This is a genomic window from Alkalihalobacillus sp. BA299, assembly GCF_017745675.1.
In the GTDB taxonomy this organism is placed as follows: Bacteria; Bacillota; Bacilli; order Bacillales; family Bacillaceae_F; genus Alkalihalobacterium.
Genome location: NZ_JAFLJM010000001.1, coordinates 364840 through 391137 on the forward strand (window position 1 = coordinate 364840; position 26298 = coordinate 391137).

At 36.2% G+C, this 26298-nt stretch carries 28 protein-coding genes; 18 read left to right on the top strand and 10 right to left on the bottom strand.

Annotated elements, in window-relative coordinates:
• Positions 1 to 33 precede the first annotated feature (33 nt).
• From phnE to J0N78_RS01760, 4 genes are all read right to left on the bottom strand, one after another.
• Entirely contained in the window at positions 34 to 789 is a 756-nt protein-coding gene (gene phnE, locus J0N78_RS01745) for a phosphonate ABC transporter, permease protein PhnE (protein WP_209121272.1), read from the bottom strand.
• A gap of 12 nt (positions 790 to 801) precedes the next feature.
• Positions 802 to 1701, bottom strand: a complete 900-nt coding sequence (gene phnD / locus J0N78_RS01750; protein WP_209121273.1) for a phosphate/phosphite/phosphonate ABC transporter substrate-binding protein — start codon at positions 1699 to 1701, stop codon at positions 802 to 804.
• A gap of 74 nt (positions 1702 to 1775) precedes the next feature.
• Positions 1776 to 2828, bottom strand: coding sequence for a selenide, water dikinase SelD (selD, locus tag J0N78_RS01755; protein WP_209121274.1), 1053 nt, complete (start codon positions 2826 to 2828; stop codon positions 1776 to 1778).
• A 48-nt stretch (positions 2829 to 2876) separates the two neighbouring features.
• Positions 2877 to 3890, bottom strand: a complete 1014-nt coding sequence (locus J0N78_RS01760; protein WP_307794887.1) for a glycosyltransferase — start codon at positions 3888 to 3890, stop codon at positions 2877 to 2879.
• Positions 3891 to 4210: 320 nt separating this feature from the next.
• Here J0N78_RS01760 and J0N78_RS01765 point away from each other — a divergent pair, with 320 nt between their 5' ends.
• From J0N78_RS01765 to J0N78_RS01775, 3 genes are all read left to right on the top strand, one after another.
• On the top strand, positions 4211 to 5095 hold the full coding sequence (locus J0N78_RS01765; protein ID WP_307794878.1) for an ion transporter: 885 nt from the start codon (positions 4211 to 4213) through the stop codon (positions 5093 to 5095).
• A gap of 158 nt (positions 5096 to 5253) precedes the next feature.
• On the top strand, positions 5254 to 5502 hold the full coding sequence (locus J0N78_RS26325) for a thioredoxin domain-containing protein (protein ID WP_209121276.1): 249 nt from the start codon (positions 5254 to 5256) through the stop codon (positions 5500 to 5502).
• Positions 5503 to 5511: 9 nt separating this feature from the next.
• Positions 5512 to 5901, top strand: a complete 390-nt coding sequence (locus J0N78_RS01775; protein WP_209121277.1) for a peroxiredoxin family protein — start codon at positions 5512 to 5514, stop codon at positions 5899 to 5901.
• A gap of 192 nt (positions 5902 to 6093) precedes the next feature.
• Here J0N78_RS01775 and J0N78_RS01780 read toward each other — a convergent pair whose 3' ends face one another.
• Entirely contained in the window at positions 6094 to 6231 is a 138-nt protein-coding gene (locus J0N78_RS01780) for a hypothetical protein (RefSeq protein ID WP_209121278.1), read from the bottom strand.
• Positions 6232 to 6512: 281 nt separating this feature from the next.
• On the opposite strand from J0N78_RS01780, the gene J0N78_RS01785 reads away from it, so the two are divergent.
• Entirely contained in the window at positions 6513 to 7058 is a 546-nt protein-coding gene (locus J0N78_RS01785) for a tripartite tricarboxylate transporter permease (RefSeq protein WP_209121279.1), read from the top strand.
• A gap of 297 nt (positions 7059 to 7355) precedes the next feature.
• The gene (locus tag J0N78_RS01790; protein WP_209121280.1) at positions 7356 to 7880 is read left to right on the top strand and encodes a cell wall hydrolase; all 525 of its coding nucleotides are present in this window, start codon (positions 7356 to 7358) and stop codon (positions 7878 to 7880) included.
• Positions 7881 to 7954: 74 nt separating this feature from the next.
• On the opposite strand, the gene J0N78_RS01795 is transcribed toward J0N78_RS01790, so the two are convergent.
• From J0N78_RS01795 to J0N78_RS01805, 3 genes are all read right to left on the bottom strand, one after another.
• Complete coding sequence (locus J0N78_RS01795) at positions 7955 to 8515, bottom strand: CBO0543 family protein (RefSeq protein WP_209121281.1); 561 nt, start codon at positions 8513 to 8515, stop codon at positions 7955 to 7957.
• 527 nt (positions 8516 to 9042) lie between these two features.
• The gene (locus tag J0N78_RS01800; protein WP_209121282.1) at positions 9043 to 9459 is read right to left on the bottom strand and encodes a cupin domain-containing protein; all 417 of its coding nucleotides are present in this window, start codon (positions 9457 to 9459) and stop codon (positions 9043 to 9045) included.
• The gene (locus J0N78_RS01805) at positions 9456 to 10055 is read right to left on the bottom strand and encodes a TetR/AcrR family transcriptional regulator (protein WP_209121283.1); all 600 of its coding nucleotides are present in this window, start codon (positions 10053 to 10055) and stop codon (positions 9456 to 9458) included. The genes J0N78_RS01800 and J0N78_RS01805 overlap by 4 nt, the downstream gene beginning before the upstream one ends.
• Positions 10056 to 10407: 352 nt before the next feature.
• Here J0N78_RS01805 and J0N78_RS01810 point away from each other — a divergent pair, with 352 nt between their 5' ends.
• Both J0N78_RS01810 and J0N78_RS01815 read left to right on the top strand, forming a co-directional pair.
• A complete protein-coding gene (locus tag J0N78_RS01810) occupies positions 10408 to 10836 on the top strand; it encodes a hypothetical protein (RefSeq protein WP_209121284.1) in 429 nt (142 codons plus the stop codon).
• A gap of 5 nt (positions 10837 to 10841) precedes the next feature.
• Positions 10842 to 11819: a right-handed parallel beta-helix repeat-containing protein gene (locus tag J0N78_RS01815; RefSeq protein WP_209121285.1), complete on the top strand. Its 978-nt coding sequence runs from the start codon at positions 10842 to 10844 to the stop codon at positions 11817 to 11819.
• 130 nt (positions 11820 to 11949) lie between these two features.
• Here the strand turns inward: J0N78_RS01815 and J0N78_RS01820 are convergent, their stop codons facing one another.
• The gene (locus J0N78_RS01820) at positions 11950 to 12498 is read right to left on the bottom strand and encodes a CBO0543 family protein (RefSeq protein ID WP_209121286.1); all 549 of its coding nucleotides are present in this window, start codon (positions 12496 to 12498) and stop codon (positions 11950 to 11952) included.
• Between the two features lie 480 nt (positions 12499 to 12978).
• Between J0N78_RS01820 and J0N78_RS01825 the strand changes: the two genes are divergently transcribed.
• Both J0N78_RS01825 and J0N78_RS01830 read left to right on the top strand, forming a co-directional pair.
• Positions 12979 to 14805: a MotA/TolQ/ExbB proton channel family protein gene (locus J0N78_RS01825; protein WP_209121287.1), complete on the top strand. Its 1827-nt coding sequence runs from the start codon at positions 12979 to 12981 to the stop codon at positions 14803 to 14805.
• Positions 14798 to 15496: an OmpA family protein gene (locus J0N78_RS01830; protein WP_209121288.1), complete on the top strand. Its 699-nt coding sequence runs from the start codon at positions 14798 to 14800 to the stop codon at positions 15494 to 15496. Before J0N78_RS01825 ends, J0N78_RS01830 begins: the two co-directional genes overlap by 8 nt.
• Positions 15497 to 16168: 672 nt before the next feature.
• Here the strand turns inward: J0N78_RS01830 and J0N78_RS01835 are convergent.
• Entirely contained in the window at positions 16169 to 16396 is a 228-nt protein-coding gene (locus J0N78_RS01835) for a hypothetical protein (protein ID WP_209121289.1), read from the bottom strand.
• 269 nt (positions 16397 to 16665) lie between these two features.
• Here J0N78_RS01835 and J0N78_RS01840 point away from each other — a divergent pair, with 269 nt between their 5' ends.
• The 9 genes from J0N78_RS01840 (at position 16666) to J0N78_RS01880 (ending at position 25973) form a co-directional block, all read left to right on the top strand.
• The gene (locus tag J0N78_RS01840; RefSeq protein WP_209121290.1) at positions 16666 to 17457 is read left to right on the top strand and encodes a SurA N-terminal domain-containing protein; all 792 of its coding nucleotides are present in this window, start codon (positions 16666 to 16668) and stop codon (positions 17455 to 17457) included.
• A gap of 318 nt (positions 17458 to 17775) precedes the next feature.
• Entirely contained in the window at positions 17776 to 17952 is a 177-nt protein-coding gene (locus J0N78_RS01845) for a hypothetical protein (RefSeq protein ID WP_209121291.1), read from the top strand.
• A 29-nt stretch (positions 17953 to 17981) separates the two neighbouring features.
• Positions 17982 to 18194 (top strand): hypothetical protein, encoded by a 213-nt coding sequence (locus J0N78_RS01850; RefSeq protein WP_209121292.1) that lies wholly within the window; start codon positions 17982 to 17984, stop codon positions 18192 to 18194.
• Positions 18195 to 18267: 73 nt separating this feature from the next.
• On the top strand, positions 18268 to 18552 hold the full coding sequence (locus tag J0N78_RS01855; protein ID WP_209121293.1) for a DUF1292 domain-containing protein: 285 nt from the start codon (positions 18268 to 18270) through the stop codon (positions 18550 to 18552).
• A 472-nt stretch (positions 18553 to 19024) separates the two neighbouring features.
• Positions 19025 to 20512, top strand: a complete 1488-nt coding sequence (locus J0N78_RS01860) for an AbgT family transporter (RefSeq protein WP_209121406.1) — start codon at positions 19025 to 19027, stop codon at positions 20510 to 20512.
• A gap of 188 nt (positions 20513 to 20700) precedes the next feature.
• Complete coding sequence (locus J0N78_RS01865; protein ID WP_209121294.1) at positions 20701 to 21936, top strand: M20 metallopeptidase family protein; 1236 nt, start codon at positions 20701 to 20703, stop codon at positions 21934 to 21936.
• Complete coding sequence (locus J0N78_RS01870) at positions 21908 to 23263, top strand: amidohydrolase (protein WP_209121295.1); 1356 nt, start codon at positions 21908 to 21910, stop codon at positions 23261 to 23263. Before J0N78_RS01865 ends, J0N78_RS01870 begins: the two co-directional genes overlap by 29 nt.
• Positions 23264 to 24523 (top strand): M20 family metallo-hydrolase, encoded by a 1260-nt coding sequence (locus J0N78_RS01875; protein WP_307794879.1) that lies wholly within the window; start codon positions 23264 to 23266, stop codon positions 24521 to 24523.
• A 124-nt stretch (positions 24524 to 24647) separates the two neighbouring features.
• Positions 24648 to 25973: a helix-turn-helix domain-containing protein gene (locus tag J0N78_RS01880; RefSeq protein WP_209121296.1), complete on the top strand. Its 1326-nt coding sequence runs from the start codon at positions 24648 to 24650 to the stop codon at positions 25971 to 25973.
• Positions 25974 to 26298 lie beyond the last annotated feature (325 nt).

Sequence of the window (26298 nt, forward strand, 5' to 3'; positions counted from 1 at the left end):
GGGGGATTAAAGCCACTTCAAAGCATGAAATTTTTAAATGATTCTATTTCTGACAAAACCACCATACAAATCAACGATAATGACAATAACCATAATAACGAAAACATCAAGGGCAACAGCAGAGTACTGAAACGTTTTAAAGTCATTAAAAAGTCGTTGCCCGATGCCGCCGCCACCAATAAAACCAAGAATTAATGACGTCCGAATAGCCACTTCAAATCGATAGAAATAATGTGATAATACATTCGGCCAAATTTGCGGAAGGATACTAAAAAGGTAAGCAAACCATTTTTTTGCACCAACCGCTTTTATGGCTTCTTGTGGTCCGCGTTCAGCGGATTCAATCAGTTCTGATATTAATTTTCCCAAAACACCGATATTATGAATCATAATGGCTAAAACAGCAGGGAAGGGACCGAGTCCAAGTGCTGTTAACAATATCAAACCAAACACAATTTCAGGAACAGAGCGTACAAAGCTTAAGCTTACTCTTGAAAAATGAAAGAATAGCTTGGACGGCGATGTATTTCTTGCAGCTAAAAAGCTAATAGGGAGGGCAATCAGTAGCCCTAAAAAACTGCCAAGAAATGCCATTGCTAACGTTACAAAGCTAGCTTCTAGAATTTTGGGTAATAAAGAGAAATCCAATGGGAACCAGTGTGAAAGAAAATCAATCATGTTCCGAAAATCTCTAAATTTGGATAAATCAAAATCTGTTAACTTCATACTGATATAAACTGCTAATGCTAACAGAAAAAAAGTTATAAAATTACGCCCATTAAACCACACGAAAAATCAGCTCTATTCTGTAATAATTCCTTCTTTTATTGCTGCGTCCCTAATCGCTTTATAATCCTCATCTGTCGCTTCAGTAAATCCAGAAGCACCAAAAGCATCTAATATGACTGGATCATCGATTGCTTTGAATGTCTCAATCAATGTGTTTATTGTCGTTTCTTCTGTATCACGGTGAACGGCCCATGGATATTGGAAAAGCTTTTCTGATTTCCAGATAATCTTGATTTGTTCTCCGTTAATTTTCCCAGATTCAACTAATTGATGATAAATGGCACTGTCGATGGCCCCAACATCAACTTGTTTATTTTGAACCGATAGAGCAGTTGCGTCATGAGAACCAGAATATCTCACGGACTGAAACGAATGTTCATCATCAGATTGAATAACACCACGGTTTTTTAATTCGATCGAAGGGATCAATGAACCAGATGTCGAATTGATATCACCAAAGGCAAGGTTAACCTCGCTAGGATTTTTTAAAACATCTTCAAGTGTATCCCACGGAGAATCTATTTGTGTAATAAAATAGGAGTAGTAATAAGGTTCCCCGTCTACTAACTGGGTAATAATCGCCTTAGCACCGCTTTTTTCATGGGCAACGACATAAGTTAAAGGACCGAAAAAGGCCATATCGATTTTGTTGTAGTTCATCGCTTCAACAACGCCGTTATAATCAGGATATACATCTATTGTTACATTTCGATCTAGTTTTTCTGAAAGGGTAGCTTGGAGGTTTTCCATTGCTTCATCCATAGCACCCTCAGTTTGAGCAGGGATAACCCCAATTGTAAAGTCTTCAACTGTTTCCTTGTTCTCTTTACCGTCACTAGTTGAATCGTTTCCACAAGCCGTAAGAAAGACGAACAATAATAGAGTCACGGAAAAAATAATGCTCTTTTTCATTTTTACCACCTTAATTTTTTTATTAAATTTTTAATATTTAAATTGGTTAAAAAAGGACCCGTACCCGAGTCCTTTTATATGACTTTAATGCAGCCAGGTTTTTCATCTGTAACTTCACCGATGATAGCTGAAGTAACTTGCTTATCTTCTAAAGTACGCTGTAATGCTTCAGCCTCGGCTTCTGGTACTGAAATAAGTAATCCCCCTGATGTAATTGCGTCACAAAGGATCAATTGGTCGATTTCACTAATCGCCTTGTCATATTCAACTCTTCCACAAATCCATTTATGATTTTTCTTTGTTCCACCTGGAATGATGTTTTGTTCTGCAAGCTCTTTCGTTTTAGGTAAAATTGGGACTGCTTTATGGTCAATCACAATTCCAACTTGACTGCCCTCTGCTATTTCAAGGGTATGACCGAGCAATCCAAAACCAGTCACGTCAGTACAAGCATTAACATTGTATGGTTCCATCGCTTCAGCAGCATCTTTGTTTAAGGTAGCCATAACGTGCATGACGTTATCTAAGTCTTCTTTAGAAAGAAGGTCTTTTTTGATGGCTGTTGTAAGAATACCAACGCCAATTGGCTTTGTTAAAATCAAGCGATCACCAGGCTTAGCACCTGCGTTGGATCGAATACGATCAGGATGAACAGTCCCAGTAACAGATAAGCCGAACTTTGGTTCTTGATCATCAATGGAATGACCACCAACTAAGGCGGCACCTGATTCTTTAACCTTATCAGATGCCCCAGCTAAAATTTCGGCTAGAATACTTTTATCTAATGTATTTATTGGAAAGCCAACAATATTCATCACCGTAATTGGTTTTCCACCCATGGCATAGACATCGCTTAATGAATTAGCTGCTGCGATTTGTCCAAACATATATGGATCATCCACTATGGGTGTGAAAAAATCGAGTGTTTGCACAAGTGCGGTTTCTTCATTAATTTTATAAACTCCAGCATCATCAGAAGTATCAAGTCCGACTAATAAATTTGGATCAGGTACAGACTTTGGTAAATGACGCAGAACCTGCGCCAGGTCTTCAGGACCAATTTTGCATCCTCAGCCACCTTTTGAGGATAAAGAAGTTAATTTAATGATTTCTTCTTTTTTACTCATATATATCACTCCTTAAATAATTATTAAAAAAATTTTTTTGGAGTTCATCTATGCTTCAGTTAGGCTCAATCTTTCCTTCAAGACATCCTGATAGATCTTAAGTAATGTTTGAACCTCAGATGTACTTGAATGATATTTTTCAATGTACGCTTGAGCGGCCTCACCGAGCTTCTCCCTTATTTCGTTATTATTGACTAGTTGCTCAGCATAATCAAGAAATTCGACTTCATTGTTATATACAAAACCGGTCTTTTCATTGAATACAAGGCTAAGGTTCCCGTGGTTGCTTGATACTAATACAGGTAGGCTATATGCCATTGCCTCAATAATCGCAGAGGGCTGACCCTCTGTGTGAGATGTGTTAAGAAGCGCATCGGCTTGCTTATAAATGGCACCCATGTTGGAGTGTGGAATTTGACCAATATAACTTACCCAATCCTTATTTTGGTCAACGAGATTTTTTACAATCTGTCCTTCATCTTCTTCAATTACTGGACCGACAAGTAACAAGCGAACGGATGGATATTTTTCATATAAAGTTTTGAGCATGTTAATGGCAAATGGAACATTTTTTACCTTTCTTATCCCAGCTGGTAGAACAAATAGGAAAGTGTTTTCTTCCTTTTCAATTGAAAAATCGGTTTCTTTAAATAGGGTTGCCCCTTGTGGAATAACGTAGATTTTATTTGCCATATTCGGAGCTTCTTTTACTAAAACCTGCTTTGCTTCCTCATTAAATACATGAATCGCCTTTGCTTCAGATAAACATTGAATGACATCTGCACGTTTGTCTTGATGGTATAAATCATGATTTAAATCCGTTCCTGTCATCGTAACAACAAAAGACTCGATTTTCGTTTTAAGGTGTTCCTTAAACTTATAAAATTTATAGGCGTGGAAGCCATGGGTAATATCCGATGGGGGCAAGGCAGTCACCGAGCTGTTCTCTGTTATCGAAATAATTTCTGTTTCAACATCTAAATTCTCTAGTCCATCTGCAATTCGCTGGACAGTCACCGTGTTTCCTCGTGGTTGATGAAAATTGGGGGTGGCTAAAATCACCTTCAAACAATCACTTCCTTAGTACAAAATAAAGTAATGTTGGTTCCTTACTAAGTTTTATTTAAAGTTAATAAAATATCAAGAAGATTGCACTATAGATTAAGAACTCATAATTTATTTTTATAATAATTTATCCTAAAAAGGCGGTAAGTTTACATAGATTAGATATATATTATTTTCCAGATTTCAAGTGTCTTTAATTGAATAGAATCGCCAGAATTAATCGTTAAAATAGCGGTATTAAAAATAATTGTAGAAGTTGGACAACAGAACATTTAAAATAGATCTTGTTAGGAAAAAGCAAATGATAGAAGGGGAATGTGGTTGATACCATGGAATTAATAAAGAAAGAAGAAACGAATCAAAATAATAGTTCATTAAGAACTAAAGTTAGAAAAATCGTTGAGCATGAATATTTCCAACCGATAATCATTGGGATCATCCTATTAAACGGACTGATTATTATTAGTGAGACGTATCTCAAAGGAAATAGTCTATTAATTACTTTAGATAGAATCATTGTTTGGGTCTTTGTGCTAGAACTCATTTTTAAGATTATTGGTCTTGGTTTCAAAGGTTATTTCTCTGATCGTTGGAATCGATTTGATTTTCTTATTGTTATAGGAAGTATGATCTTTTACTCTACGCCTTTCGTCAGCGTTCTGAGGTTAATCCGGGTATTGCGCTTATTACGAATGATTCCAGCTATTCCTGCGTTACGGAAAATTATTGATTCCTTAATGAAATCCGTCCCAGCATTAACAGGGATATTAGGATTGTCGGTGTTGATTTTTTCTATTTATGCGATTATTGGAACAACATTCTTTAGTGAGGTACTTCCTTATGAGTTTTTTGGAAGTTTTCACACCGCGTTATTTACCTTAATGCAAGTCGTGACGTTTGAATCGTGGGCTAGTCAGGTGGCAAGACCCATTATTAATGAAATCCCATGGGCTTGGGTCTATTTTGTATCATTTATCATCATTGGTGCATTGGTTATTTTAAACCTTGTTGTCGCCGTTATCTTAAGCTATTTAGGACAGGACGATGATGCGAAGCGCGAGGAACAAATGGAGCAATTATTCAGGGAGAATCAAGAACTAAAGCGGGATATCCAAGATATTAAACAATTAATCCTTGCTAGTCATCAAAATCAAACCATAAAAAACAATGAAGATAATAATGTTTACCAAGAAAACCGCTAATTTACTGGGATCGGACAAGTAAATTTGTAGATGGCATGAACAATTAAAATGGTGCTCTGGTGAAACTTTATGTTAACGGCTTTATTATCGGTGATAATATCAGCAGCATTCAGTAGGTAGAAAATGGTATAATAACTTAAGAAAGGAGGTTGAAGCATTTGCCGTCACTTCAAGAACAATTACTAAAGTTAAAAGAAAAGGTTTCTCAGAAAGTACCGGAAGAATTTATGAAAGTTACGACAGAGGAGATCCAAAAATTAATGGATAGCCGATTGATAGATGGTTTATCGATCAGGAGTAAAGCACCCGAACTTTCTTTACCTGATAGTCAAGGGAAATTGGTAACCTTATCTGAAACACTTCAAAAAGGACCCGTTATTCTATCCTTTTATCGGGGCAGCTGGTGACCGTATTGTGTGATTGAACTTCGTGAGTTGCACGAAGCTATAGCAAGTCAAACGAATATTCAAGCATCTATACTTGCCGTAAGTCCAGAACAAAAGGAGAAGACAGCCGCTTTAGCTGAAAAGGTTCCAGTTTCTTTTCCGCTGCTAAGCGATGTAACAGGGCAGGTCATGGAGGACTATAAGGTTGCGTGGGTGATCCCGCAAAAGATCCGAGACCTATACATGGAAAACTTTAATCGGGATTTAAATGCTATCAACACAGGAGCAGGATGGGTTTTACCTGTCCCAGCGACATATATTATCAATCAGGAGGGGGACATCGTTTCTCGATACGTAAATGAGGATTATACTAGCCGAATGGAACCTTCAGATATTGTTAATATCATCCAATCGTTATAAGTTTATTTCCTATCCAGCCTAACTAAGGTCAGACCTGCATTGATAGACGAGAATGTACATTAAAACATTCTCGATATTTAGGAGGGTGACTACTATAGGTGAGGTGTCGAACCTTTGTCATTTTAACATAATATATCGTTACATTTTTAGGCTAGTACCGATATACGATGATTAGGTCCTTCTATTTCCTTTTTAGTTACCCTCCTGAACCCCACCATGTACACCGTAGAGAACAGGCTCCTCAAAACCCTCAATGTAAGCTTCTCGAATTTTGTTCGCAGTATCCTTTTGAACGATCGTAATATTAGTTAGTTTGATCGGTTTACTCACCTTTATCACCACCTTTTACTAAGTATAGCATTCTCGTCCAATTATGGAAAACAATTAGAGTTGGGCCGATGCCTCTACCAGAAATTTTATTATTGGATGAGCTCTTTGGATGAACACTTATAATGAATACTAATAATACCCCGAAACTTCTTCTACCATCTTTTCTATAAATCTCACTTAAGTATCCATAAAAAACTTTAATTTTATTTATAATTCCCTTGATAGTATAATGAGTTCAAGCTTTTTTCTAATTTTTTTAATTTTTAGTTAATATTTAAATAATGGAAAAACGGATTGCGGAAACACCAAGTGGAAACATCTATTTGAAGTTCTTTTATGAAGAATTAATTTTGAAGCAATTGTTGAATGATTCCGCTGATATCGTCTGGGCCGCCATTGCTACATTATTCGTAGCAAACATCTTATTACTTATATTAAACACTTTATTTGTTCCCTTTTTTGCAGTACTCATCCAAAAAGCAGAACCGTACCTTACAGCAGTTATCGCTTGTTTGTGTTTTGTAGGTGTGTACGCCTATAGAAATAGCTTGTTTGATGTAGGACTATTAATGTTATTTGGAGTTGTTGGTTATTTAATGAGGAAAAATGGTTACCCTTTAGCACCATTATTACTTGGAATGATATTAAGTCCGATGCTAGAGCAAAATTTTAGAAGAGCATTGCTGTTATCAGATAATAATTATTTCATATTTGTGAGTAGTCCAATATCTATTAGTTTTGTCTTATTGTCACTTCTTATCATCGTACTTCCGAAAATTCAAAAATATAGACGTTTGAAAAAAGATAGTTCACATTTAAATTACTAATAGCCAAGTAAAGCTGATCGAAGAAGCTATTAATTCATTGCCAAAACAAAATGATGAACAACACCATGAAGGACACCATTGATATATTTAAAGTCGGCTTGAAAGTCATTACCCCATTTCTGGAACTTAATACCTGATATTCCATGGAAGACATTACAGGTTTAAAGACTGTTAAATGTTTGTTAAGGTGGTAAAAGAGAATTTTAGTTGGACGTTAGAGAAGTTAATGATGCTTCTCTTATTTCATCCTAGCCGAAATCAAATAGGATATATTTTGATAACAAGGAGGATGATTTTATGATTAATATCCTTACAACATTAATGTTATTAACAGGAGCAGAAGTGACGGAAGAAGAAATCGGATTACCGAAGTTGCACGATGAACGTGGCGTTTATACGATAGATAAAGAATTGAATGAGCTAAACGAAGCGGGAGAATTGAAGAGCCGAATCGTCCGAGCTTCATTAACAGATGAAGAAAAAGATCTCCTTGAACGTCTTGTAACAGCAGAAGCTAAAAGCGAACCATTTGATGGGAAGGTTGCAGTTGCAGAAGTCGTTTTGAATCGAATGGACAATGAGCATTTTCCAGACGAGTTAGAAGCTGTCGTCTATCAAGAGGACCAGTTCTCTCCAGTATCAAACGGGAAAATTAATAAAGAACCTACTAAACAGTCAAAGAAAGCAGTAGAGGTAGCTCTAAAAGGAACGAATCAAACAAATGGTGCTTTGTATTTTTACAACGACAACATCATTAAGACCAGTTGGTTGGAAAACAGACAAACGACAACTAGAATTGGACAACATGTATTTAAGCGATAGATACTTTCTTATTCTTTAAGAAAAAATGGGCCCCCGAAATAGCAGCCCAGATTTTCTGTATAAACATTCTATTACTAATTCGAAATATATTTGAAGTTTTGACGCTTACTCAAAAAGTAACTAGTCAAATACAACAAAAAGAAGATTAGAAAAGAATAATAGTGATTCCAACGCACTGGTTGATATAAACCCATCCATATGAATAGGGGTTCGAATACAAAAGATGTGATTCCGCTAAAAAATAATCCTTTGATAAATGGATTTATTTTTGGTTTCCACTCTATTAAAAACATAACAGATACGGGAATAAGTGTAATATCCCATGGAATGAAAGCAGGAATGAAAGGAAGCACATCGTAATAATAGAACCACAGACCTAATTTCGTCCCTAAAAAATCCAAGTATGTAGAGACAATCATGAGGAAAAAACTAACGAATAATAGACGGTCAGAGCTTTCTTTATTACGAAAAATAATCCAGATAATCCATGGTACAATAGTAAGAATAACACCAATCCACCAATGCACAGTAAAAATAACATGTTCCTTCCAAATGTCAAACTTTAATTTTTGAGCATCATTCATTAACTCAATAATACCATTTAAAGCCTCTTTATAATCTTTAGGTGGATTCATTTATTCTCATCACCCCTTCTTTCCCTTTCCATTATTAAACCTTAGTTAATAATTGTTTGTAATAACCTTTTATTTTATTAATACTATTTAATTTTTTTATTTTACATTTTTTGTATTAAATATTATTTCCATCGCTTGTGCTTTAGTTAAAAAGCGCAGGCGAGTGGAAATTCTTGTATTTATTGAAAAGACATTCTGCATCTGCAGTAGGGATTAAAATTGGATTTGGTAATACATGAAGGGCAGGGTTTTTGGTAGGTTTTACAAGGCTCACAGTTTCAGGATTTAATAAGTATGAGGGATCTCTAAGTAAAGTGAAAGGGGAAACCAAAAAGAGGAGGACTCAAAAGCAAAGTGACAAGCACCTCCACTACAAAAAATAGTTGCTACTATATTGAGTAGCAACTATTTTTGTGTAAAAGCAAGGACCGTAGACATTTTATAAGCCCCTCTTTTATTGCTGAAAATGGTACCTTAATTATAAATTCTGCCTAAGGGAAAGGACTAATTAGGTCTAGTTACCTGTTTTAAAGGACCTTCATCCCAACTGGTGATACTTCTTCTGAAAACGTTGTGCGGGAATCTTTGTTAGCAAAGAAGCCTAAAAATTTTGCAGTTCCTTCGCCGTTATTGATAATGTAGTGCGGTACCGATGGAGGAATTACGACTAGGTCACCGTCTGAGACGTTGCTACGTTCATTATCGATGACTACTTCGGCATCACCACTTAAAACAAATAAAATTTCTTCACTGCTTTCAAAATGTTCCCCAAGCTCTTTACCTGGTTCCAACTCAAAATACACTACAGTGGACTGCGTACTATTAATTCCAGACCAAAGGGGAAATTGTGGTGTAAATGGTAAATTGGCTTTCCACTTCTTACTCTTTTCACTGTCATACCATAAATCCATTAAGGGCAGTTTATGAATGTTTACTTTATTCATTCTTTATCCTCCTTTAATTGAATCAAAATAGATCTTTCCGTTTGTTCAATACACTTATTTTTTTCTAAACCACCAACCATTCTTAACGTGCGGTAAAAGAGGGGATGCAGCAATCCTTGGATGAAACCCTGTACTTGTTCTTTCTTGTCATTAGAAATAAGTATGTCTTGAAGCATGACCTGTACAGCTGCTTTAATTAATGCTTCATTTTGTAAGGAGGAATTTCTCATGACTTTTGATTGATCTGCGAGACGAAACGACAGCCATACAAGCTCCAATGTATCCTCATGGAAGGAATAAAAGTCATTGACGATGGCTGAAACTTTTTCATCAAGATTTTGTAGATGCATGTACTTATGAATCTCAGGTAACTTATTAATTTCTAGAAAGTGGTTGGCACATCCCCTAAATAAGTCTTCGTTAGTAGGAAAATACTTTCGAATGGTTGGAACCGAAACACCAGAATGTTCTGCGATCATTTTAATATCTGTAATCCCTTCAGAGTGCATATTGTAGGTCGTTTTTATAATGTTTTCAATGGTTGATTGTTTGCTTTTTTCACGTAGATCTGAATGATAAGTGCGTTTTTTGCTCATGCTAAAACCTTCTCCTATGAACAGTTTCAATGTAGGTTTAGAAGTGTGACAACACTCCTCTCAAACGTACTAAATTTTCTGTTAATTACTATATAACACAATTATAAGTTATTTAGATATATATAGTCAATATTGAATATAAAAATAATATACCCAATATTGAAAAATCCAGTTTATTTTATTAAATGACTTTATTCACATACGGGGTATTTATTTATTTTTCGTATTTCTCCATTGTTGTCCTCTACACGCTAGTTACCTTCAACATATCATACTCAAATAAAGGATAATAAGAGAGTAAAGAAGTGTATTTTTTATAGTGTCATTCGACTAAACGTAAGGAGGAAGACAAATGGCAAAAAAGAGACGTTTACAAGTGAGAGTCTCAGAATCTATGGAAAAGAATAAAAACAGTAATAAAAAACATACTCAGTCAATTAGCCATGATACAGAAAATAAAACCCAAGATCAGACGAGAGTCGTTTCAAAGGAACGTATACGGAATATCCTTAATGAATTAGAGCATACGGGTGTTTTAGAAAAGCTTAATGGGGAACGTAATACCTTAAATGTATTATCCGGTGCCTCTGAACAACAAAATCGAATAAAAGAATTAAAATCGACGGCGGAGTTTATAAAAACAATTCAACAAGCGGTTTCCTCTAATAGGAAAGAAGAGTTAACTATAGATAGCATAATACAAGGTATGGCCAAAATAAAAGAAACCATTCAACATCAGGCGACGGAAAGTTTTAATCCAAAATCTTCTAGAGAGGAGTAACTAATATGAGGGTTATACGTGTACCGCAAGATGAGCCGACGATTCAGGAAGCGGTAAACTCTGCCAGAGCAGGAAACATTATTATTATTGACGAGGGTGTCTTCGATGAGGAAGTAAGTATTTTCACTGATAATCTTTTGATCGTTGGTAAAGGAAGTAAAACTGTCCTTCAATCTCCTACATGTGAAGAAGGCACTGGGTTTCAAGTTAACGCGAACGGTGTTCAAATCCATGAAATGGCTATTCGAAACTTTGACATAGGTATTCAAGTGATCGATTCTAGTGACATCGTGTTAGGTAATTTAAAGCTTGAGAATAATGTAGGGACTGGTATCGAGATTTTATTCAGTTCAAATATTAAATTAGTAAAAGTAGAAGTTATCAGAAGTAGAGTCGGACTTTTCCCATTTGTTGTTACTGATTTTAGCATGGAGGGTTCGAAATTATTTCAAAACTTTATCGCTCAGTTGGACGCCGTCATTTCCAGAGCAACCGTAACCAACACGGAATATCGAGATAATTTCTTAGGTTTCTTACCTGGACCAGGGAACAATTACCATGTTAATTTTTGCAAATTTATCGGAAATGAATTTATTGGTGGATCGTTTTTTGCTATAGATGATGGTTCAATTAAAAATTGTATTGCTGAGGACAATTCTTTTTCAGCGGGTTTAGGTAGTTCATTAGGAACCAGAAACCACATTGCCTTTAATCAATCCAGAAGAAATGGGCTTTCGGGTATTCGATTAGGTAGTGAAGATTCATCGGTAGTTGAGTTTAATGAAGCTACAAATAATGGGCAAGGTATGCCAACGCTTAGCGGTGGCGGGATATTCCTCCGTTTCACAAACAATACTGTGGTTCGTTTCAATACGGCCAAGAATAACATTCCTGCCGACATCATTGTTATTGATGGGTCAGGAAATACGTTTATCGGCAATGATTTTGATACATTTAGAGAAACCCCGACAGATCCAATTTAATGTATTAGGTAGAATGAAAAGACCTCTTTGTAGGTCTTTTTCTTACTTTGCGTATCCAACCGATAAATTAGGATAGGTCATGCAGGATTATAGATTTGGTTGCGTGATACCTAACCGATTTGAGATCTCTTCAATTAAGGACATTATATGATTTTCCGTGACATATTCGATGAGCAATTAAATATAGGATGAAATAGATGGGAAATGAATAAATATGCTTCCATGTCAAAGGTTTATAAATCTCAACTAATATAAAGAACGGTTCAGCTACAAAAGCTGTTACTAGTCCAAATATAACCCCTTTAATGAATGAACTTATATTAGGCTGAATTTGAAGAAGAAACATTGTGAAAACAGGGATTAAAGATACATCCCAAGGAATAAATGCAGGAATAAAAGGTATGACTTCGTATTTATATAGCCAAAATCCCAATTGAATGCCAAGAGAATCTAGCCAGGAAGATATAAACATCATAAAAAATCCAGCTGTTAATAAACGTAATGAACTGTCTTTTTTTCTGAGTAGAAGCCATAAAATCCATGGAATAACCGCTAATCCAATTCCTGCCCACCACTGCCAAGTGAATACAACATCTTCAACCCATAATTGCCTTTGTTCTATGCTTATTTCATGAATCTGTTTAAACAATTCCTGGAGCCGTTCAATACCTTTATTCATAAAAATATTTATCCTCACTTTAAAATTTGTCTATTTTAAACAATGTTGTAATAAAATAAGTTTATTATACTAACAAATGCTAATCCATTTTTATATTTAGAAAAAACCCTCCATGTCTTTTTGAAAACATTTAGTAGCAAAACAAAAAGGATCAATAAAAGTTGTTTTTGTTTCATAATCATACCTTCTAAAGTAATAATTTATTTAAAAGGTATTATTTACTATAATAGTAAAAAATACCTTATATGCAATCTCCCTTATTGAAGTAAATCCCTCGTTTGCTTCAGGTAATAAACCCATGACTTTCCACTCTTGTCCACTTTTTTGTGCCCAATCTTTCATTTTTAAAAGTTTAGGGGTGTAAACTATGGGGTGAAGTTTTAAATTGTAAAGGTAGAAATAACAGTTAGTTTAACGTCCAGTCATGATTTGTCCAACCCCTGAATAGCTATTAACAAAGAGGAGATAGGGGGATTTTTCATGGTTGAAGCGATACTTAGGATATTTATAAGCGAACAGCAGGTCCAATCGATTATATCTAATTCATTGATCGAATTTATTTTCTTGGTACTGTTTATAACCTTTTCCGTAGTCGTGCTCATTCATTTTATTTTGTTTAGTAGATTACGAAGGATACGTAACTTTATTAAAGATACTCAAACTCTGGACATTGCACCAGTCAATCGATTTAAAGAGGAATATGAACAGAAAAAACAAAAGGAAGCTGTAAAGGTCGAGACATTTGTTCAAAATAAGTTTTCTAGCTGGCGTGTACTAAATTTACCGGTCGTTAGTCTCATTAAAATGGTTCAGATGACTGTCTCCCTTTTTATCTTAGTGGGGGTATTAGGAACATTCATTGGGTTAGCGATGTCACTTGGAAGTATTAATGCAACAGGGGATCAGCTCGTAGAAAATGTTGCATTAGTTCTTGCTGGTATCGATGTGGCGTTTTATACAAGTATTGTCGGTATGGGACTATCTCTAATTATGACTGTCGTTACACGAGTTGCAAATACGGAATATCTATTAACAGATATTATGTTAAAAACAGAGTCTCATATAGAAGAAAATGAACCAGATGCGATGACCCGTCTTATCGGTGTATCAGAAACGATTAATTCCTCCATTAATCAGCTTCGGGAAACGAATCAAGAATCATTACAAAATATTGTCCAATCCTTTCAGGGTTTTCAAGAATATACGGTTGGTTTACAGCAATCTGCAAAGGATTTAGCAAAGTTTAATGAGGGGTTAACGCAAAATTTAAAGGATTTCGCAGTCATTTTTAATAGTATGCGAGAGCTTACCAGTGGTTTTGAAAAAGGCGTTACGAAGCTGAATAAGAATTTTGATCAGTTATTTAATTATTTTTATAAAATGGACCAGCGAAATGAACGGATGACGAGTGCTTTTACCGAAACATATAAAAAAATCGATGAACTAGCGACTGCTCAGATGGAAACAATGAATGAGTTTCAACATTCCGTTGTCGATGTGAAGGACTATTTCTCATCGGTTGCAAAGAGACAGGAAGCCATGTCTGGTGCATTTGAAAGAATGAACGCACAGAGTGAAAATCTTGTAAAACTGATGACGGACAATAATCAACAGTTTGAACGGATATTTGGAAACGATGTTAGTTCCAAGCTGACCGGAATTAATACGTATTTAAACGAACTAAGGAGTGCCTTTCATACGCTTGGAACTGCGGTTGCTCGTCTCCCTGATGCTTTAGAAACCGTCAACAAAGCACAAGGAGAATATAGGAATCTTCTTTCGTATCGTTTTGACGAACTGAAGCAGTTTAATTATGAATTTACGAATCATTTAAAAGTGCACTCGGCAAATTCACAAGCCTTTGAAAAATATTTGAATAATGCTTCTCGTTCCTATGAACAGCTTGGTGTGAACAATCACCAATTGCTTCAGGAAATAAATCGGACGATCACGCAAATGTCAGATTCGTTGAATCAACGCGAAAAACAGTTCGATGCAAGTGTAGATGCTCTAAAAGAAAGTCTTTCTAGATATGTGGTGAATTTAGAGGGAAGCCTTGGTGACAAATTAGATAAAGTAAGTAGAAATATTGGTGATTATGTCATTGATATGAATGAAGCTGTCAAAAAAGAATTTAAGCAAATTGGGGAAATAACCGAGGATAGTCAACAAAGAAGTGCTCGATACATGCAGCAAACTCTTAATGAGTTGAATCAAGAATTCCAGCAATTAAATCGTCAGCTTCAGTCGTTCTCACAAGATTCGTTGAGGCAAACCAAGCGAGTAAGGGTTGGAACCAATGATTAATAAGTATAAGAAGCTATTTAAAGGTGAACAGGAGGAAGGTCATTTTTGGCCGTCATTCACGGATTTATTAACGGTTATTTTACTTTGTTTTATCCTCATTTTTATTATTATGATGGTCATAAAATCGTTTCAAATTGAAGAGATGAAACGAACAATTGATCAAATTATGGGAGTTAGAGTTAATTTAATACAAGATCTTAATGAAGAGTTTAACGAATCTACGCTAAGTATTGAAATCGATGAGAAAACAGGTGCGTTGATCTTTAATACGGATATTTTATTTGAGTTCGATGCAGCTGTATTAAAGCCAGAGGCGTTTAAGTTTTTAGATGAATTTGTCCCCGCTTATTTGGATGTATTACTAGAAAGTGGCTATGAAGAATATATTTCAGAAATTATCATCGAAGGTCATGCGGATCAACATGGAAGCTATTTGTACAATTTAGAACTTTCGCAACAACGGGCTTTTAGTGTCGCAGAGTATATTCTAAGTGATGAATTTCCTTACAAAAACATCAAAGAGCATTTAATCGATAAATTAACGGTAAACGGGAGATCTTATTCCGAAGGGCGTACCGATGCAGCAGGGAACTATAGTAATCAAGCATCTCGAGTAGAATTTAAATTTCGTTTAAAAGATGAAGAAATTTTAGAGAAGACACGCGAGTTACTAGGTGGGAGGTCACAATGACTTATGCTTGTCCCTTAGTGGCTTAAATGTACTAGGGGACAGATGTGTTTTTAGACTTAGTTCCAATGAGTATAAAGATAAACCTTAAAATTAATAGAAGGCTGACAAAGACAGGGCGAGGTTTAAATTCGCAGTAGTTATTTTCAAGTAACACGTCATTTATACCAACACCCTGTTTTAATTGAAAATAGTGAACGATGACTGGTTTTTTTACGTGTAATAAATAACTTGGGGAAAAGTATGCTAGGGTGAATGGGTTGGTTGAGTAGTCTATTATACGCCAACATCACCAACTAGAAAAAGGATATTTTAGTGGAGCAGTAGGTTATCGTTACTAAATACGACGACGCGGGACATATTGAAAACATTGTTCACATGTAGAACACTGAAAAGACTCTAGGAGCTCTAAGTCCTCTAATTCTTTTGGAGCGCGGCAGGGATTAGATTTATCTTCAAAGTCATCAATGTTACATACTCTTACAATGCGTCTTTCCTGATCTTTAAAAATACAACAACGGTAAATTTGAGGCCGATTCATCTATTATCACCTCACTCTCTTTTTATAAGTATATGAGATAAAATGATAGAATGAATCGGCACATTTACTAGGACAAACATACAAATAATACGATAGGAATAATAAGAAGAATGATATATCTTTTATTCAATGCATTAATTAACTACTGATTGATTTACATAATGACCCTGCCCCGTACCGTTTATATGCCATCTAAGTTCATTTATAGAAGCGTTATTTTCATCTAAAATAATAGTAGATAGTTTGTTCCCTTCTGAAATTAAATGTTCTTCTGACGGTACTAGGATTTCATATTCTTCAATGATTTGCCCCCTTACTTCAATAGGGTTCCAACTTTGTATAGTTATTGTCTTTTTAATCATATTATCTCTCCTAAAAAATAGTTAAATTAATAAATTTATTCCCATTAATTAATTATCTTATACATCTTTTAATAGAGCTTAAACTTTCGAACTTTGTTATTTTTACACATTTAAATGTATAAATTCTCTAATCCTTGCTGCAACAGTTCTCGTAAATGTAATTAATTTAATAATCATAGTTGAATTAGTATTTTTACTTGGCTAATGGGTGTATAAACAATATGGATATGTTAAAATAGCTATCAAAATGCAAAGTAAAGGAGAATGATATGAGTAAAAAGTGGTTTTTAAGTTTATTGCTTGCAGGATTTGTTTCTGTAGGAGCTGCATGCGGTGATGCAGATGAATCAGCTGAAAATAATAATGACAGCTCAGAATTACAGGAGGAACAAGCTAGTGGAGAGAGTGAAGCAGCTCCTGTGGCTGGTGATGGTCATCCAGAAATGCCAGAGCCTGACTTAGAGGGCATTCCTAATGTTGTTGCAGAAGTAAATGGCAAAGAAATATTGAGAGAAGAGTTTGAACAAGCTTATGTAGGTCAACTTACGCAAGTCGCAATGCAATCAAAGATGTATGGTGAAGAGGTTAACCAAGATCAATTAAAAGAACAGATTGTAGACAGTATGGTTGGACAGGAACTCCTTATACAGGAAGCAGATAGAGCGGGTTATAACGCTTCAGAAAAGGACATCGATGAAACACTGGATGGGTTACTCGCACAATATGGGCTTGATTCAAAAGAAGAGTTTATGGTTGCTTTAGAAGAACAAGGAATGGACAAAGATGAAGTAATGTCTCAGCTGCAAACTCAAGTAAAAGTAGATAAGCTTTTAGCTAGTGAATCTGGTGACATTGAACCAACCGACAAAGAACTCGAAGAACTTTATGATCAAATTAAAGCCCAGCAAGAACAAATGGGTGGAGAAGAAGCAGAAGTTCCATCTTTTGCTGAAATAAAATCAGATCTTGTAGAACATGTTAAGAAGCAAAAAACAGCAGAAGCAGCTCAAGCGCTTATTGAAAAACTTCGTGCAGGTGCAGACATCACGATCCATTTATAATAGTATAAAACCAGATCCAGTTTTAAAATTTACCCTTGTAAAGGACATTTTAAAAAAGACTATACTACATTAAGAAGGTGATTTCTGAATTGATCAGAGGTCATCTTCTTTAATTTCCATTAATACCTGTAAGCAGTACTTTTCCAGATACATTTTTGCTTGAATTGTCGTAATAAATTTGGTAGCTTTTAAAGTATTATCTATAAGAAGCTTATCTTGCTTGTCCCTTTGGTTATCTATCATTTAGCTCGAAAATACCAAGGTGTATACTTATCAATGTACTTTAAGTGTTGGACTTCAGATAGGTGGTATAAAAAGATGAGAAAAGTTGAAAAGAAATACAAAAAACAACGAGAAAAAGGTGAGAAGAACCAAGGAGGCTTAGTAAAAGGTATACTCGTAGATATACGAGATTCGCTATTATTTGAAATTGTCATAAGAGTATTATTTTTTATTCCAAAAATGATCATTCGTTTACTGAAAAATATGAATTAATCTATTGAAATACGTGGTGAAAAATGAAAATGAAACAGATTTTTTTTAGATATTCACATTGGTTAGCGTTCTTCTTCTTAAGTCTTAGCTTTGTTACAATGTTTGATAATTTCGAAAAGGATACAGCTGACATTGTAGCTGCTGTAATGGGAGCGATAGGGCTAGTTTCCGTCGGTTTCCTAACATTTATTGTAGAAAAAAACATAAGAAAGAAAAGAAAAGATAAGAATAATAAAGTGTAATAGGTGCTTTTGTAGTATTTTCTTTCATGAAAATTAAGATTTGTCACATATTTATAAGAAAGGAGGAAACGGAATGGCTGTTGAAATTGGTGAAGAATTATTATTTGGTGAAGATGGCAACGAACAGCTATATGAGGTTCTATACACCTGTGAACTAAATGACAAGCTATATCTAGTAGCAGGGTTAAGCGCAGCGTTAGACGATGAGAAAGGTGAAGCTGATATTATTGCGTTCAGCTATACTGAAGATGAAGAAGGTACACTTTATTTTGATGAAATTGAAAACGAGGAAGAATGGAAGCAAGTTGAAGGGAAATTCAACTCTTACATAGATGAGATAGAAAACGAAGAAGGCTAAAAGCAATATGCTTTTGGCCTTTTTATATCCCGTTTAACTGGTGACAAGATTCACGCTTCACCCGGGAGTCTATTATTACATGGATGAAATCATTAGACCTATAAGTTGAAATCGCTTTTAAACTCTCAAAAATATGGATTGGACACATTTTTGACACAGATTGGACAATTAAACTTGGATTCTGGACCAAATATTTAAAAACCGGATCATAAATCGAGAATCTGGACTTTAAAATCATAATGTGACTAGCCGTTATTATAGTTTTACTTTTCGGCTGCGATCCTCACCAAGTCTTTAATAAATTAAAAACTCTTAAATATTTTCAGAAAATTACCTTGATTTATTTTAGGATCTTTTGTACTATTTATTTAAGGAATATTTCAGGAAAGTTTCCTTAAATAAATTAAAGGACGGTGTTATTGTGGGAGAACCAGCTTTACAGCCAAATCATCCAGAAAAGAAAGGGGTGTTTATGCGCCTCTTAGATGTAGTTGAACGTGTAGGTAACAAATTACCACATCCATTTATTCTATTTGTTTATTTAGCACTCTTCATTATTGTATTATCAGCTATTGTTAGCATGTTTGGGGTAAAGGTCGTTCATCCAGGTACCCAAGAAGAGCTAGCAATTAGAAGTTTAATTTCAGGTGAGGGACTAAATTATATTATTTCCTCCATGCTTACTAACTTTACAGGATTTCGACCATTAGGGTTAGTGTTGGTTATGATGCTTGGGATTGGTTTAGCACAACAGGTAGGTCTAATTCAAACGTTTATGCGTAAAGCAATTTTAAATGCTCCGGCTAAACTTGTTACATATGCGGTATTGTTTGCAGGGGTTATTGGAAACTTAGCCTCTGATGCTGCTTTCATTATTGTTCCTCCTTTAGCCGCTATGGTATTTTATGGATTAGGACGACATCCATTAGCAGGTTTGGCCGCAGGCTTTGCCGGTGCGGGTGCAGGGTTTACAGCCAATATATTTATTGCAGGAACAGATGCCCTATTGTCTGGAATTTCAACTGAAGTCGCAACAACTATTGATCCAAACATTGTTGTTACACCTATCGATAACTGGTTCTTTATGATTGCTTCAGTCGTAATGCTTATGGTTGTAGGTGCATTTGTTACAGAAAAAATAATTGAGCCTAAGCTAGGAAAATATGAAGGTTCAGTTGATAAAGAATTGGAAGAAGTAAAAGAAGAAGAATCTCGTGGATTACGTAATGCAGCTATTGCAGGACTTGTGTACTTGGGCCTTGTCGCTTTAGTTGTATTACCAACAGGTGCACCATTACGTAATGTGGATGGTGGACTCGTTCCATCACCATTCTTATCAGGGATTATTCCAATTATCTTATTTTTCTTCGTTACGATTTCGATTGCTTATGGTATGACGGTAGGAAAAATTAAAAGTACCGCAGATATTCCAAATTATATGGCAGAGGCCATGAAAAACATGGCAGGCTATATTGTCCTTATCTTTGCAGCTGCTCAATTTATTGCTTATTTTGCTTGGACCAATCTAGGAGTTTGGATTGCGGTAACCGGTGCAGAATTTTTACAAAATGCTAATCTAACAGGTGTTTATGTTATTGTTGGATTTACGATCCTTACTGCGATATTAAATTTATTTATTTTCAGTGGTTCGGCACAGTGGGCATTAATGGCTCCTGTATTTATACCAATGTTTATGATCCTAGATTATCATCCAGCGATTGTGCAATTAGCTTACCGAATTGGAGATTCATCAACGAACATCATTACACCGCTAAATCCATATATGTTAGTCGTTTTAGCATTCATGAGAGAGTATGATAAAAAAGCAGGATTTGGAACACTTTTCTCATTGATGATTCCATATGCACTTATCATCTTAGTCGTGTGGATTATCATTTTTGTTGTTTGGATTTTAATTGGTATACCAATTGGACCAGGAATAGAAATGTTCCTTAAGTAAGTTTAATAGATTGCTAAGTGGAAAAAATATAAGATAAAGGTGACCACTACAGTAAAAAGGGCAGGCACTTCAAGTACGTGATGCAGTTGCAATCGATCAAGATGCAGCTGCATCTTGCGTGAGTGCTTACTCTATATCAACAAATGAGTCACATTCATTGTGAAATCTACGATAAAGGAGTAGATCGTATGAAACCTATTATTAAAGGAAAAGGCGATCAATATTCTCAAGAAATTATAGAGTTAAGAAGGCATTTTCATCAAAATCCTGAATTAAGTGGCGAGGAATATGAAACTTCTAAAAAAGTCCAAGAAAAATTAAAAGAATATGGAATTCCATATTCAACTGGATATGCAAAAACGGGTGTATTAGGAGTGATCGATGGAGGTCGCCCAGGAAAAACGGTAGCATTACGTGCAGATATGGATGCTCTTCCTATCACAGAAGAGAATGAAGACTCCTATATATCAAAGGTTAAAGGGAAAATGCATGCATGTGGACATGATGCACATACGTCAATGCTGCTAGGGACAGCGCGAATATTAAATGAAGTAAAAGAAACCCTTCCAGGGAAAATCCTTCTCGTCTTTCAACCATCTGAGGAAATCACACCCATTGGCGGAGCTGAACCGATGATGAAAGATGGTGTATTCAAGGAGCATACGCCAGATGTGATTTTCGGTCAGCATGTATGGCCTGATTTACCTGTAGGTCAAATCGGTGTATTACCAGGCCCTTTCATGGGTGCATCTGACCGTTTTAAAGTTGAAATTGAAGGGGCAGGAGGACACGCGAGTATGCCCCATCAAACGGTTGACGCTATTATTATTGCAAATGCTGTGATCACGAATTTACAAACTATAGTAAGTCGTAATGTGAATCCGATTGACTCGACCGTCTTAACGATTGGGAGAATTGAAGGTGGCTGTCGTTATAATGTTATTGCTGACAAAGTGACATTTGAAGGAACCATTCGTACGTATAAAACCGAAACCAAACAGATGGTTAAGGACCGATTTTATTCTATCGTTCAAGGTGTGACTGAATCAATGGGTGCCAAAGCAAACATTGAGTATTATGACGGCTATCCAGCGACGGTTAATGATCCTGAATGGGCAAAACGGGTCAAACAGACGTCGGAGGTTGTATTAGGGGAGGACTCAACACCGAGAGTAGATCCATGTTTAGGTGGAGAGGATTTTAGTAGATTTTTATTAAAATATCCAGGGGCATACTTTTGGCTAGGGACAGGACTACCAGGAGTTGAAAAGCAAAAACCTCTTCACGATCCTAAGTTTAAGCTTGATGAACGTGCTATTCCAATCGGCATGGAGTTAATGGCACAAATCGCAATAGACACACTTTATCAATTAGAGGAAGGAGAACGATGTGATAATGAAAAGTTGTACTCCATTGGAAACTGAGGAAGGGAGAACATTTTTTAAGGAAATCGATGATGTTTTAGTTGATTGGAGAAGACTTTTCCACAAACATCCAGAAGAGGGATGGCTGGAATATCATACAACGTATGTACTTGGAAAGGAATTATCTAAATTAGACTTTTCTTTATTCGTTGGTAAGGATGCTTTAATAAGTGAACAAAGAATGGGTGTACCTGATGGTAAGAAGCTAGCTCAAGCAGAGGAGCGAGCAAGAGACCTAGGTGTACCGGAGGATTGGATGGAAAAGATGACAGAGGGGCATACAGGACTAGTAGCTCAGTGGGATACTGGTAAAGTAGGCCCTCATGTCGCGTTCCGATTTGATATTGATGCTCTTCCTATTTTGGAGTCTGATGATGAAAGCCATACTCCTCAACAAACCGGTTTCCGCTCAGTTCATAAAGGCTCTATGCATGCATGTGCACATGATGGACATGCGGCAATTGGTTTAGGAGTAGCTCATTTCATTCATCGTTTTCAAAAACAGCTAAAGGGGAAATTCACTCTTCTTTTTCAACCTGCAGAAGAAGGAAGTCGCGGGGCAAAAGCAATGGTTGAAAAAGGGTGGTTAGATGATGTGGATTATTTCTTGTCAGGCCATATTGGTGTTCTATCATTGAATATAGGTTCGGTTGCTGCAACGACATCAGGATTTTTAGCGACAACAAAAATCAATGTAACCTTTCATGGAAAGTCTGCACATGCAGGAATGGCTCCACATGAAGGAAAAAATGCACTTTTAGCGGCAGCGTCAGCTACCACTCATTTACAAGCCATAACTCGCCATGGTCAAGGAGCAACTAGAGTAAACGTGGGCTTATTAAAAGCGGGAAGTGGCCGTAACATTATTTCTGATAATGGATATATGGAACTTGAAACACGTGGAGAGACAACAGAACTCAATGAATTTATGGTTGAGGAAACGAAGAGAATTCTTCAAGCGACCGCGCAATTACACAATGTTACAGTGGAAATTGACATCGTTGGCCAAGGCATTAGCGCTGAGTGTGATTCAATGTGGGTTGACCGATTAGAGCAAAGCTGTGAGAGTAGTTCAACGATAAAAAATGTGATCTCATCCATGAGAATAGGCGGATCTGAAGATGTGACTTACATGATAGAACGAGTACAACAACGGGGTGGAAAAGCGACCTATATGATCTTTGGCACACCATTAGCTAATGGTCATCATCATCCTCAGTTTGACTATGATGAAGAGGTTCTACCGATTGCGGTCGAAACGTTTGGACGACTTATTTTTAACTTAATAAAAGATAGTAAAGGGTCTGATCTTAAAGGGGGAGAATAGATGATGTTGAGCTGGCTTGAAGAGCATTTACAAAAGTTGAATTTGGTAGAAACAATGATTCAAGAAGATGGTTTTACGCGTTTAGGTTATAGCGACTTAGAGTGGAAGTCAATGGAGGTTTTTACTACAATCGCCGAACAACTAGGTCTTCACGTAAGGCAAGATGAAGCGGGTAATCGTATCGCTCGCTGGGAGAGCGTTGCAGAGGAAAGTAAATCTCTTCCTGCAGTTGCTGTTGGTTCACATGTCGATACGGTTACTCATGGTGGAGGGTATGATGGTGTCGCTGGTGTGTTATGTGCACTTGGAGCGATTAAAAAATTAAAAGAAAAAAACTTTACTCCAACTTACCCTGTCGAAGTGATTTGTTTTGCTTCTGAAGAATCCTCAAGATTTGGTATATCAACAATTGGTAGTAAAGCAATGGCTGGAACTCTATCGCCAGAAAAAATTGGTCATGTGAAAGATGAACAAGGCGTATCAATTAAGGAAGCCGTCGAACAACAGGGACTAGAGTGGGAAAAGGTAACTCTGGCAGAACGTGATCGCGATGCGTTAAAAAGTTTCCTCGAATTGCATATTGAACAAGGTGTTAGAATTGAAAATGCTGGCGCAAACTTTGGAGCGGTAACGGCGATCGCCTGTCCAATTCGTTTAAAAATAAAAGTACAAGGACAAACGGGACATACTGGTACAACACCGATGAAGAATCGACGAGATGCTTTTGTTGCAATTGCTCCGTTAGTGTCAATGATTTCTGAAAAAGGACAAGAACTGTCTGAAAGGTCAGCTTACCCGGTTGTTGCTACAACAAGTACGATTAATCTTGAGCCTAATTCTATGACGAGTATTCCTGGACTAGTGGAACTAGGGATTGATATCCGCAGTGTCGACGATTCCTTGAAGGAACAAATGGTTGCTTTAATCAAAGAGAAATGTATAGAGTTAGAAGAAAAATTTTGTGTTAATATAGAGATAAGTACCTTAGTCAATAATCCATCTGTAAAATTAGATGAGGCATTGCTGGAGAAGGTGAAACAGTACGGAGAATCAATAGGCTACAAAAGCTTTGTTATGGAAAGTGGTGCAGGGCACGATGTAATGAATATGGCAAAAAAATGGCCTTCAGGTCTTATTTTTATCCCATGTCGTGACGGTCTAAGTCATCACCCAAATGAATATGCTTCGCTTGAGGATTTACATATGGGTGTTGAAATTCTATCTGAATATATTTCTCGAGAAGCCTCGAAAAGTAAATAAAATAAGATATAGACATTATATTCAGAAATCATTTCCTAGTCATCACTATAACATTCCATATGTGACGCTTTCAAAGTAGATATTCATTCTTTTAGTGAAGAAAAACTAAAGTAGGTGACAGAAAATGAAAGTGCGGATTGGGGTGATTGGCCCTGATGACTCGGTTAAACGAATTTTTTATTTCGTTGAAAAGTTTTCTGAATATCAAGATATGGACCTTGTTCCTTTTTCATATGATAAAACAGAAGAAACAGAAAGGATTATTCTCGAGAATCAGAGTAGAATTGATCAATGGCTTTTTTCTGGTCAGGCCCCATATTATTTTGCTTTGGAAAAAGGCTTAATTAATGAAGAGGAAGCAAGTTACCCTATACTACATGGTTCAAGCCTCCTAGGGACATTTTTGGAAGTTCTTATGCACGAAGGTAAAGAAATTAACCAAATCAGCTTAGATACGATTCAACAAACTGAAATAGAGTTTATCCAAGAAGCCTACTCTTTAAATTTGTTAGATATTCATGCATACTCCTACATTGGATATGAACCTGCAGAGGAGATCATCGCTTTTCATCAAGAACTATATGAGCAAGGAAAAAGTCAAGTTGCTGTTACATGTATTAAAGCGGTGTATTTACGATTAAAAAAATTAGGGATCCCTTGTTATCGTGTAACTCCTTCACAGTTAGCCATTAAAAGAGTATTAAGTTTTCTAAAAGAGCGAGGACAATCAAGCCGCTATAGACAATCGCAAATTGCCATTTTAGGGATTGAAGTTCTCCATTCGTCAACAAGCTTAGACGAACAGTATTTTTCCTATGAAATGAAGCAAAAGGAGCTAGATTTAAAGCATGTGTTATTAGAGCATGCAAAAAATGTGAAAGGTTCGTTTGTCCAAATTGGTGATGGACTTTTCTTTGTGTATACAACAAGAGGAGAGCTAGATGCGCATTTCAATGATCACTCTCGCTTTTCATTGATTGATAATGCCTACCTACACAGTAAGCTGCCTATTTGTATTGGAGTAGGATATGGTTTAACAGCTTTTGACGCTGAACAAAATGTTCGCTATGCACTCCGATATGCACGTGAGTATAATGAGCCAATTATAGTCAGCGTTAATGAAGAAAAGGAAATCAAGGAATATTCCAAGTCTGAAGAAAATGAGCATGAGATTTCATTTTCTCAACGTCAATGGGGAGAAGAGTGGGAACAGAAGTTTAAAGAAGCCAAACTCAGTCCTACGGTTGTCTCTAAAATTGAAGCATTAACGAAGCGCTACAAAAAGAATATCGTCACTGCAAATGAAGTTGCTCAATGGTTAAAACGAACCGAACGGAATGCCCGCCGCATTTTATCAGAATTAGAACGTCTAGGATTAGCAAAGACAGTGGGAGAAGAACAAGTAGGACAACGTGGCCGCCCACGAAAAATTTATGAACTGAAGTTTTAATATGTACCTATTTAGGTAATAAAAATGCTAAAAGTCTCTTTTTAGCATTTTTATTATGAATTTTTTATTTAAGTGTTTAGTATATCGGTCTAACTCCAGATATATCGGTCTAACTCCAGATATATCAGTCTAACTCCAGATATATCAGTCTAACTCCAGATATATCGGTCTACTCCTGAATATATCGGTCTAACTCCAGATATATCGGTCTAACTCCAGATATATCGGTCTAACTCCAGATATATCAGTCTAACTCCAGATATATCGGTCTACTCCTGAATATATCGGTCTAACTCCTGATATATCGGTCTAACTCCTGATATAT